Raw genomic sequence first — 10,925 nt, 5'->3', positions numbered from 1 at the left:
ATTATTCATCATTCGCTATTCATTACTAATAAAACGTGGCGCAGCCACTTTGTTCTGCGGGCTAAGGAGGAATTAAGATGAATAACATAGATATATTTAGAGAATCAGAAAAGTATATGCCTGGTGGAGTTAATAGTCCGGTTAGGGCTTTTAGAGGAGTAAATTTAAATCCTCCAATTATAAAGTCTGGAAAAGGCGTAATAATTAAAGATGAAGAAGATAATGAATATATAGACTTTGTGCTGGCTTGGGGACCGCTAATCCTTGGACATTGTGATGAAGATGTTGTAAGTGCTATTCAAAAAACAAGTTCTGAAGCTTTAGCTTTTGGAGCTCCAACTAAACTTGAACTTGATTTAGCTAAGTTTATGTGTACAAATTTAGACAATGTTGAAATGATAAGAATGGTTAATTCAGGTACTGAAGCTACCATGAGTGCTGTAAAGCTTGCTAGAGGATATACTAATAGAAAGAAGATAGTAAAGTTTGCAGGATGCTATCATGGACATTTTGATGGATTTCTAATCGAAGCAGGTTCGGGTGTGATTACAGGAGGGATTCCAGGTTCTCTTGGGGTTCCAAATGAAAGTATTGAAAATACTTTAATAGGAATTTATAACGATAAAAATCAAATTACAGAGCTGTTTAAGAAATATGGCAATGAAATTGCAGGCGTTATTATTGAACCTGTAGCTGGAAATATGGGAGTAATAAAAGCTGAAGATGATTTTGTGGAAACTCTGCGGGAGCTATGTAATGAATACGGTGCACTTTTAATTTTTGATGAAGTAATGAATGGCTTTAGAGTAGCATTTAAAGGAGCGCAATCTCTATTTAATGTAAAACCAGATTTAGTTACATATGCAAAGATCATGGGTGGAGGACTTCCATGTGGTGCTTATGGAGGAAGAAAAGAAATAATGGAAAAGTTAGCACCTCTAGGCGGAGTTTATCAGGCTGGAACTATGTCAGGAAATCCTATAGTTATGGCAGCAGGACTAGCAACCTTAACTAAACTCAAAAATAATCTAGATTATTATGAACATATTGAAAAGATAGGAACTATGCTTCAAGAGGGAATACTTAAAATATCACAAAAACACAATCTTCCAGTAGTAATGAACAGAGTTGGAGGAATGATGACAATTTTCTTTACAGATTTAAAAGAAGTCAGAACCTATGAGGATGTAAAAACATGTAATGTAGAACTGTTTAATAGATATTTTGAACATATGCTTAAGAACGGTATAAACATACCGCCATCACAATTTGAAGCATTATTCTTAAGTGTAAAACATGAAGAAAGTCATATTCATACTTTTCTTAAGGCCTTTGAAGAATTTGCTGTTGAGGAAAGCGGTAACAAGTTATAAGTTATAGATGAAAAAAGCTGATTTTTAGTTTAAAATACAATTATATAATAATAAAACAATAAACCTATAAAAGGAATGACTATAAGAATGAACAAAATTAATTATCAAAAGGAATTGGATTCCTTAATAGAAAAATTAGTTTATGAAGAGAAAGTGCCATCTTTGTTACTTCACAGCTGTTGTGCTCCTTGCAGCAGTTATGTACTAGAATATTTATCTCAATATTTTAGTATAACAATTTTCTTTTATAATCCTAACATATATCCAGTTGAAGAATACTCTAGGAGAGTGGCAGAGCAAAAGGGACTTATTTCAGAACTTAAGGTTAAACATGAAATTAACTTTATTGAGGGAAGATATGATACAGAAGATTTTTACGAAATATCAAAGGGATTAGAAAAAGAAAAAGAAGGCGGTGAAAGATGTTTTAAGTGTTATGAGCTAAGACTTAAAGAAGCTGCTGTCATAGCTAAGTCTAAAGGCTTTGAGTATTTCACTACAACTTTATCTATAAGTCCTCATAAAGATTCACAAAAGCTAAATGAAATTGGCAAAAAGTTAAGTGAAGAATATAATGTAAAATATTTATACTCAGACTTTAAGAAGAAGGAAGGATATAAACGTTCCATAGAGCTTTCAAAGAAATATAATCTTTATAGGCAGGATTATTGTGGATGTGTATTTTCTAAAAATGAACGAATGAATTCTGAAGATCAAATAATTCAGCAGAAATAATTTAGAATTTCTCGAATATATTAGTACCTTTTTTACGATGTAATAAAAAATTTACAACAGATAAATACTTGTTATTATATAATAGTATAAAGGAGAGGATTAATATGTCTGATAAAATTATAGACTTTAATGAATTAAAAAATAAAGTTAAAGATAAAGATATAGATAAATTTGAGGATTATATTTATTCTATGTATTACAAATTAGCTGAAGGAAAAATGAATATGACAGACTTTTCGAAGGATATATTTGCTTATATGGAAGAAAATAATATATCACAAGATAAGCTTATAAGTATTCAAAAGAAATTCTTAGAAAGATATGGTATAGATCCAGCTATGCTAGAAGGTCAATTTAATATTCCGGGACTTGGTATGAGTAATTCAAAGATGGACTATGGAAGTATAAAAAAGTCTATAAGTTTTCAAGAAAAATATAAAAGTAGAATAACTAATAAATCTATGTCTGAGTATTTTATAAAAAATGAAAAAAATGATCTTAAAATACTTTTAGAAAATGAAGAGGTATTTTTAGTTAGTGAAAAGAATATAGATTTAAATGATAATGAGTTAAATGAATTTTTATGCTCTTATAAAAAGGTACTTGAGGATAAAAAAATAAATATAGTATTATGTGAAAATATAAAGAGCTACCAATACTAATATAGATAAACCATTTAATGCAACACAATAATCTAAAATTTAGATTTTGTGTTGCATTTTTTGATCATGTATTATAAGGGAGAGTTAAAAATCACAAATTTTAATAATCCTTCAGAAAGAGATGTCACATCAATATTTGAAATACTCGATAAATCATGAGCAGTGCTGTTTAAGGTAATCAAATCAGCTTTAGCACCTATTTCAATGCATTTATTATAAAGCTTTTTTGAACTTTCATATGGAACAACATCATCTAAATAACTATGAATTATTAATGTATTAGGATCTGATTTTTTTACATAGTTTATGGGATTATATTTTTTTATTACATCTTCCTTATTTGAAATTGATGCAAAAACCTTAGTTAAATCGTAATTTAAATTTGTAGTATTCAAAAGGCTCAAGTCTGTTGGGCCAGCAAAATCAATTAAATATTTAACTTTAGATGAATATTTGCTTAAAGCTAAATCATCCGTAAATTCATTTTCATTGCTATAGCTTGCCATAAGTGCAAGATGAGCTCCAGAAGAAACACCTAAAACTCCTATCTCATTTGTGTCAAAATTATAAGTAGATTCGTTCTTATATATCCATCTGATTGTATCCTTTACATCTGAAATTTGTTTATTGAAATTTTCTTTACTCCTCATAAGTTCATATGAAGTGCTTATAATTGTATAGCCTTGATCTCTAAATGTATCTAGTATAGGGCTTAAAGCCTCAGGAATGCTTTTATCACCGTAAACCCAGCTGCCACCGTGGACATATAGAATTACGGGTGAGGACTTATAAACCTTATTTTTAGGACCATAAATATCTAATGTTAGAGGAACTCCATTAGTATTTTTATAAATTACATCTTTATAATTCATAGAACTTGACGATTTTTCTACATCCAATTCTTGTGTTGGCCAAGCGCGACTTTTTAAAGAAATATATTTTTCAGCTATTCTATAGGAGAGCATAATCCTTTTACGGAATACTACAGTTAAAATAATAATTGCAATGAATAAAATCAGAAAAAACATTTTAAAAAATTTCTTCATTAAAATATGTGCCTAATGATAAAAATTGTATTAATTAGGCTTATCTCCTTTCTTATAGAATCAATAGAATATTATACAATCAATATATGAACTAAGGTATACATTGAATATTCTATAATTACAAATTTTATCTTAACTTTATGCTAAACACTCTACTAGAGTTTGTTTATTAGCAATAATTTATACAATAAATTATACCATAAAAAGATTTGTGCGGGAAAATCCTAGTATATTAGCATATTATGATGGTTTCTAAAGTAAAAATATAATTCAAATAATATTTTATATTCAAATGAATATGAATAATATATAAGAATAAGCTAATTTGCTTTTAATCCTTTTGAAAGGAGGATTTATGAATAAGTCTTTTGATGTACTTGTCTATTTAGATGAAAATTTAGTAAGAAATTTATCTTCACTTGTATTAACTGGTTTTATCGAAACAATAACGAAGACCCAAGCCTTTGATAGAACAATATCAGCAGGATATCACCAAGGAGATAAGATTGAAAGTTCTAATCAAGGAAGCATTTCAAGAATTGAAAGAAAGGGCTTCAGGGATAAAAATAGATTAGATGCCAGTAATAACTTCTTCAACCATCATGTTGATAATGATATTGATGCTCGGCAATGTATAAGAGAAGAAAGACAGGTTAAAACTACTTATACTACATTTGTTCTCAACGGAAACTTAATGAACTATTTTAATGAAAATAACCATTTACATCGTAAAAATGAAGATGATATAGAAAATAATAATATATACCCAGGTGATTTAATTGAAATTGAGGGTACAATAACTAACAAAGGGATAATATCATATATTGATACATTAATAAACTTAATTACTATATTTGGAGCTGAATACTTAGATGCATTAGCTAAGGATTGTATAGGTAAAATCAACTTTTCGATACTTTTAAAAATGTTAACATATATAAAAAGTATTTTATCCCACAACAATACTGTGGATCTAATAATGAAAAGTGGTAATGGAACAGTTGTCTTAACTGTAAATAAGGATAATTTTATGAATAATCAATACAGTGTGTTTGACAATATAAATTGTCATTGTAAAGTAGTTGGAAAGGTAATTAAAACTTGTACTGAAGAATGCGATACAATAAGTTTGCTTAGAAAAACAGGCCAGGAAGAATTTTTTGAAAAGTTTTTTGAAAAATGCATTCCTCTTTTAGAGTGTTTAAGAAGTAATGATATTCTTGTACCAGAGTGCCCAGATTTAAGGATAAATGAATGTGCAATACAAATTATGCCTTTAAACATTTACATGTAAAAAAATTATTATAATTATAATGTATTTAATAGAAAAACACTTGTATATCTAGAGAATACATGATAATATAGATAACAGATGAAATATGTTTAATTATATTTATTTTTGTAAATAACAAAAGAATATGTTGTTCATATTTAATACAATTTTGAGGTGAGATTAAATGAAATTTAGAAGTACTAGGGGCTTAGAAAAAGATATAGCATCTGCTAAAGCAATAATTAATGGAATTTCAAAAGATGGTGGACTATATGTTCCAGATGAATTCCCTAAGGTATATGATGAATTAAAGAAAGATACAAATATCGGCTATGAAAATCTAGCATTCAAAATTATTAATGAGTATTTCACAGATATTGATGATGCAGAATTAATGGGGGCAATTAATGATGCATACAATAATAGATTTAGTGTAGAAGTTAAAAATAATTTCTTGGAATTATATCATGGGCCAACATGTGCATTTAAAGATGCAGCGCTATTATTTTTACCACAAATTATGAAAAGAGCTAAGAAAATCTGTGATGTTAAAGAAGATATAACAATTCTTACAGCAACGTCGGGAGATACAGGAAAAGCTGCACTTGAAGGATTTAAAAATGTTGAAGGCTTTAAAGTTGTAGTTTATTATCCTAAAAATGGAGTTAGTGCAATTCAAGAAAGACAAATGTCAAGTCAAGAAGGCAACAATGTTAAGGTAATTGGAATTAAGGGGAATTTCGATGATGCTCAAACAGGAGTAAAAGAAATCTTTGGGGATGATAACTTCAGAGCAGATTTAACTGAAAAAGGTTTTATTTTATCATCAGCTAACTCAATTAACATTGGAAGACTTGTACCTCAAATAGTGTATTATTTTTATGGATATTTCAATTTGGTAAATCAAGGAGTAATAAAAATAGATGACGCTATAAATGTAGTAGTTCCAACAGGTAATTTTGGTAATATTCTAGCAGGATATTATGCAAAACAAATGGGATTACCAATAGATAAATTTATTTGTGCATCAAATGAAAATAAAGTTTTAACTGATTTCTTTGAAACTGGGGTATATGATAAGAAGAGAGAACTTGTTTTAACAGAATCACCATCAATGGATATACTTGTTTCATCTAATCTTGAAAGATTATTATTTGAAGCAAGTGGAAGAGATGCTGCAGTAGTTAGCGAATTAATGAAAGATCTAAATACTAAAGGTGTTTATGAAGTTAATGAAAAAATCAAAAACTTTATAAAAGAATTTTATGGAAACTTTGCAACTACAGAAGAAGTATATGATGCTATTAAAGAAATATATGAAAAAGATAACTATTTAATGGATACACATACAGCTGTAGCATATGTAGTTAAAAAGAAATATGTGGCAGAAACCAAAGATAACAAACCAGCTTTAATTCTTTCAACAGCAAGTCCATTCAAATTCCCAAGAAGTATTTGTAATGCACTTGATATTGATGTGGCAGGAATAGATGATTTTAAAGTATTAGAAAAGTTATCAACTAATACAAATAATAAAATACCAGCAAGCTTAAGTACTTTGGAAACTGCTAAAGTACTACATGATGAAGTTTGGGATAAGAGCGAGATGAGAGATGCTCTATTATCTTACTTAAATTCATAGGGGAAATGAATATGGTTAAGGTTAGAGTACCGGCTACCTCGGCAAATATGGGGCCTGGATTTGATTCGTTAGGAATAGCATTAAATTTATATAATGATTTTGAATTCAGGGAAATAGAAGATGGTTTGAAATTTAATGGAATGCCAGAAGAGTTTTGTAATGAAAATAATATAATTTATCAGGCAATGAAGCATTGTTTTGATAAAGCGGGCTATACTATAAAAGGATTAGAAATAAGTGAAATCAAACAAGATGTACCAGTATCTAGAGGTCTTGGAAGTAGCTCTACATGTATAGTTGGGGGACTAGTAGGAGCTAACGAAATCTTGGGGAAGAAGTTTTCAGACGATGAGTTATTGGAAATGGCTGTGGAAATTGAAGGCCATCCAGATAATGTTGCACCAGCCTTACTTGGGGGCATGGTTGTTGCAATAGTTGATGAAAACAAGACTTACTATGATAAAGTAAATGTAAAAGGTGGAATCAAGTTTGTTTCCATAATTCCTAATTTTAGATTATCTACTGAAAAAGCAAGAAGTGTTTTACCAAAAGAAATAAGCCTAAAAGACGGAGTTTATAACGTTTCAAGGGCAGCTTTAATGGTAGCTTGTTTTAGTAGTGGAAAATATGAATTAATAAAATATGCATGTAAAGATGCCTTTCACCAAAATTACAGGAGTGCATTAATTCCTGGTTTTGAAGAGGTGTATAATAAGAGCTATGAATTAGGTGCATTGGCTTGTTACCTAAGTGGAGCAGGTCCAACTATTATGGCGATTATCGACGAAAATGATGAGCGCTTTAGCAATAAGCTTAAAGAATTCTTGAGAATAAAAGGATTGGAATGGGACATATTAGAGTTATCTTTAGATAATGCGGGGGCAACCATTATAGAAGGTACAAAATAATGAGTGGAGATTACTTGGTTATAGATAAGCGGGTTTTACCCGATGTTTATGAAAAAGTTCTTTTTGCAAAAAAATTATTAAAAGATGGAAAAGTAAAAGAAATAACTGAAGCTGTGAAAATAGCAGGAATAAGCAGAAGCGTGTATTATAAATATAAGGATTTTGTATTTGAGTTTTCTGAAACGTCAGAAGGACGCAAAGTCACTTATAATATAATATTAAAAAATGAAAAGGGCGTTTTATCAAATATAAGCAATTATATAGCCGAAAAAGGTGGAGATATCCTAACAATAAATCAAGGAATTCCACTAAACGGCTATGCAAACTTAAGTATAACAATAGATCTTTCTACAGTAGATGGGGATATAAAAACATTAACAGGGGGCTTACTGCATCTTAAAAACGTAGAGAAGGTTGAATTTATAGGCATGGAATAACACTAATGATTATATAAATTATTGATAAAAAAGAGATAGTATTTAGGTTGGGTGACTTAAATATACTATCTCTTTTCTATTTGGTTATCATGTCATTAGTGGAATTATAGACAGTTTAATAATGAAAATATGCAATTAACGAAAACTTAACATCATTAAGATAGTAATCATATTTACTTATAAATGGCTATTTTTATACATTATTTATAATATTATCATGTAATTATCTGATTTGACAAAAATGTAAAATAATATACAATAATATTATAAATACTAGGGGGGAATAATAATGGAAAACGTAATGATAATTTTATTTTTAGTATGTTTTGTTTGTCTAATAATAGGACTAATAAAACCAAGTATTGTTGTTAGATGGGGGATAGTAGAAAAAAGAAATAGAAAAAGCGTATTGAAATATTATGGAATTGGACTAATTGTTGCATTTATTTTAGTCGGCATATTTGCGCCTAAAACATCAAACACAACCGATAAGTCGACAACAGCTCAGGCAGATAATACAGTAAAAGAACAACCAAAAGAAAAAACAGAAGAAGAAAAAAATGCAGAAGCTGCTAAACAAAAAGCAGATGAAGAAGCAAAGGCAAAAGCTGATGCAGAAGCTAAGGCAGCAGCAGAAAAGGACGCCAAGAAAATAAAATCAGGAACATATAAAGTTGGTTCAGATATACCAGCAGGTGAATATTTAGTTATTGCAAAGAGTATGGGTTATATTGAATGTGCAAAAGATAGCAAAGGACAACTAGACAGTATTGTATTTAATGATAATTTAAAATCAGGCAGTAACAGCTATGTAACTGTAAATGAAGGGGAATACTTCAAAATGACTGGTGCTGAAATGTATCCAGTAGCAGAAGCTCCTTCAATAGTACCTAAGGATGGAATATATAAAGATGGAATGTACAAGGTTGGGCAAGATATACCAGCAGGAGAATACAAAGTAAAATTAACTGGTAGTATTGGATATACAGAGGTATCTCAAAATAGCAGACATCAACTAGATAGTATTGTTTCAAATGAAAATGTTCAAGCAGATGGTTACTTAACAGTTGAAAATGGCCAATATTTAAAAATTTCAGAAGTTCAAATTCAAAAATAATTATATATTAGAGATAAAAGACCAAGTAGTTTGAAGTAAAATGTACTAGAAACGTGCTTAAATTTTTTGAAATCATAAAAAATACAATATAATGTGTATAATAAAAGCAAGGACAAATGCCATTAATTAACCCTTGCTTTTATTTTTTAATTGGAATGAAATAGCGAAGGAAACCCTCGCTATTTCTGTATATATAAAAATAACATGAATACTATGGTTTGAATATAACCTACCGACAAAAAGGCTACTCTGTTGTTTCGGTTACTAGAGAAAATGGTTATGGACTTCTAACATTAAAAGTTGCACCATTTTAGCATATTCCTGAGGTGAAACTTATGATAAGCTAAAATGATTTATAGTTGAGTTTTTAGTATATTTCAAAATTAACATATATAACAACAACGGTTACTAAAGCTAATTTGCATTTGTATTATTTTAGAATAGACTTGTTTAAATATATTCTATATTTATTTTTTTATATTTATTCAGCTACTATTAAGGATGGTCAATTATAATAAATCTTGTAAAAAAGTTTTTCTTCATAAGTATCCTTTGTAAATAGAAAAAAGATGTAGTCTGCGGTTGACTGCATCTTTTTCTTTTACTTAATAAATTAATATGTAAGGAAATAATTAAAGGATCATATTAATCTATAAAATATCCACTGAACTTAAGCGTACATCTACACCAGAAATGAGATACATATTTGTAACCACAAGGGTGATAATATGGAGCAGGCATGTGAAAATGAGCTGTTGAAAGCACTTAATGAAAGGTTGTTCCATTTTTGCTTGTCATAATGAAATTAGGAACATGCAGAAATGGGTACAACCCTCCATTTAGAAACTTCCAGAGTATTTTCACTAGCCCTGCGGAACCAAATATGTATCTGATTTCGGTTAGTATACGCTTAAGTTCGAACTATGTTTTATTTAATTGATAGCAAATGGAGAAAATTATCATAATATAGTATCAGGAATATATTATGATTAATTTAAAGGAGAGAAACAAATGCCAAATAGAGATGATATAAGAAGAGCTTGTAGAGATAGGCATAGAGGTACGGCAGGTGCCAATGTTAGGCCTAACCGTAGTTGCAGAAGAAATAGCGCTTATGAAGATACATTAGCAGATAGTTATAATCAAGGCTACAATGATGGCTATAATGATGGATGTAGAGATGGCAGGCAGTTGGGGGCTACTGAGGGATATCAATTAGGAGTAAGGGCTGGACTTCGCTTAGCAAAACAACAAATCCTATTCGGAATCTGTTGCAGAAGACGTCGCCGCAGAGGTTGTTGTTAAAATATAAACGAAAGCAAAGGATAACATAATTATGAACACATGCTTAAATAGCACTAAAATATATAAAGAAAAAAGTACTAGATTTAAAAAGAAATTTTATAATTAAACTCTAGTACTTTTTGTTATTTATAGACACATATCTTTCTAAACCCTGTTATCTAATAATAATTAGTCAGCATATCCAGCTTTTCTTTTAGTTTATTATATCTATAAGTCGGGTTATAAATTTAATGTATATATCAAAAAAACATAATTTTATTAATTTATTTGCATATTTATAAAATTTTAAGTGGGCACCTTAACTAGGAATTATAAATATTTTTGTGAAGAATGCATTTGAAAATGAGCTGTTAATGGCTCTTAGTTGTAGGCTGTTCCATTTTAGCTTGTCACGCTGAAAGCGGGAGCATGCTAAAGTGGATGCAGC

General features: G+C 29.5%; 10 protein-coding genes. 9 read left to right on the top strand and 1 reads right to left on the bottom strand.

From position 1 onward, the window contains the following. Window positions 1–77: 77 nt before the first annotated feature. The 3 genes from hemL to COL3_RS26155 all read left to right on the top strand — a co-directional run bounded on the left by hemL (window position 78) and on the right by COL3_RS26155 (window position 2,770). Window positions 78–1,373: a glutamate-1-semialdehyde 2,1-aminomutase gene (gene hemL, locus COL3_RS26165; protein ID WP_008425486.1), complete on the top strand. Its 1,296-nt coding sequence runs from the start codon at window positions 78–80 to the stop codon at window positions 1,371–1,373. Between the two features lie 87 nt (window positions 1,374–1,460). Further along, window positions 1,461–2,108 (top strand): epoxyqueuosine reductase QueH, encoded by a 648-nt coding sequence (locus COL3_RS26160; RefSeq protein WP_008425487.1) that lies wholly within the window; start codon window positions 1,461–1,463, stop codon window positions 2,106–2,108. Window positions 2,109–2,212: 104 nt separating this feature from the next. Further along, entirely contained in the window at window positions 2,213–2,770 is a 558-nt protein-coding gene (locus COL3_RS26155) for a DUF3867 domain-containing protein (protein WP_008425489.1), read from the top strand. A 71-nt stretch (window positions 2,771–2,841) separates the two neighbouring features. Here COL3_RS26155 and COL3_RS26150 read toward each other — a convergent pair whose 3' ends face one another. Further along, entirely contained in the window at window positions 2,842–3,816 is a 975-nt protein-coding gene (locus COL3_RS26150; RefSeq protein WP_008425491.1) for an alpha/beta hydrolase, read from the bottom strand. A gap of 355 nt (window positions 3,817–4,171) precedes the next feature. Here COL3_RS26150 and COL3_RS26145 point away from each other — a divergent pair, with 355 nt between their 5' ends. The 6 genes from COL3_RS26145 to COL3_RS26120 all read left to right on the top strand — a co-directional run bounded on the left by COL3_RS26145 (window position 4,172) and on the right by COL3_RS26120 (window position 10,498). Then, on the top strand, window positions 4,172–5,110 hold the full coding sequence (locus COL3_RS26145) for a hypothetical protein (RefSeq protein ID WP_008425493.1): 939 nt from the start codon (window positions 4,172–4,174) through the stop codon (window positions 5,108–5,110). Between the two features lie 163 nt (window positions 5,111–5,273). After that, window positions 5,274–6,731: a threonine synthase gene (thrC, locus tag COL3_RS26140; protein ID WP_008425494.1), complete on the top strand. Its 1,458-nt coding sequence runs from the start codon at window positions 5,274–5,276 to the stop codon at window positions 6,729–6,731. Window positions 6,732–6,742: 11 nt separating this feature from the next. Next, window positions 6,743–7,639 carry a homoserine kinase gene (gene thrB, locus COL3_RS26135; RefSeq protein WP_008425496.1) on the top strand — a complete coding sequence of 299 codons (897 nt, stop codon included), beginning with the start codon at window positions 6,743–6,745 and terminating at the stop codon, window positions 7,637–7,639. After that, window positions 7,639–8,076, top strand: coding sequence for an ACT domain-containing protein (locus COL3_RS26130; protein WP_008425498.1), 438 nt, complete (start codon window positions 7,639–7,641; stop codon window positions 8,074–8,076). The genes thrB and COL3_RS26130 overlap by 1 nt, the downstream gene beginning before the upstream one ends. A gap of 289 nt (window positions 8,077–8,365) precedes the next feature. Further along, entirely contained in the window at window positions 8,366–9,193 is an 828-nt protein-coding gene (locus COL3_RS28470; RefSeq protein WP_008425500.1) for a hypothetical protein, read from the top strand. Between the two features lie 1,011 nt (window positions 9,194–10,204). Then, window positions 10,205–10,498 (top strand): hypothetical protein, encoded by a 294-nt coding sequence (locus COL3_RS26120; RefSeq protein WP_008425501.1) that lies wholly within the window; start codon window positions 10,205–10,207, stop codon window positions 10,496–10,498. The last annotated feature ends 427 nt before the right edge of the window (window positions 10,499–10,925 follow it).

The organism is Clostridium sp. LS (genome assembly GCF_002760435.1).
Classification (GTDB): Bacteria; Bacillota; Clostridia; order Clostridiales; family Clostridiaceae; genus Clostridium.
The sequence above is the reverse complement of the archived record's forward strand: the minus strand, read 5'-3'. Positions and strand labels throughout refer to the sequence as shown.

Coding starts and splice junctions, on each gene's coding strand:
- hemL (WP_008425486.1), top strand. CDS start 78: ATGAATAACATAGATATATTTAGAGAATCAGAAAAGTATATGCCTGGT.
- COL3_RS26160 (WP_008425487.1), top strand. CDS start 1,461: ATGAACAAAATTAATTATCAAAAGGAATTGGATTCCTTAATAGAAAAA.
- COL3_RS26155 (WP_008425489.1), top strand. CDS start 2,213: ATGTCTGATAAAATTATAGACTTTAATGAATTAAAAAATAAAGTTAAA.
- COL3_RS26150 (WP_008425491.1), bottom strand. CDS start 3,816: ATGAAGAAATTTTTTAAAATGTTTTTTCTGATTTTATTCATTGCAATT.
- COL3_RS26145 (WP_008425493.1), top strand. CDS start 4,172: ATGAATAAGTCTTTTGATGTACTTGTCTATTTAGATGAAAATTTAGTA.
- thrC (WP_008425494.1), top strand. CDS start 5,274: ATGAAATTTAGAAGTACTAGGGGCTTAGAAAAAGATATAGCATCTGCT.
- thrB (WP_008425496.1), top strand. CDS start 6,743: ATGGTTAAGGTTAGAGTACCGGCTACCTCGGCAAATATGGGGCCTGGA.
- COL3_RS26130 (WP_008425498.1), top strand. CDS start 7,639: ATGAGTGGAGATTACTTGGTTATAGATAAGCGGGTTTTACCCGATGTT.
- COL3_RS28470 (WP_008425500.1), top strand. CDS start 8,366: ATGGAAAACGTAATGATAATTTTATTTTTAGTATGTTTTGTTTGTCTA.
- COL3_RS26120 (WP_008425501.1), top strand. CDS start 10,205: ATGCCAAATAGAGATGATATAAGAAGAGCTTGTAGAGATAGGCATAGA.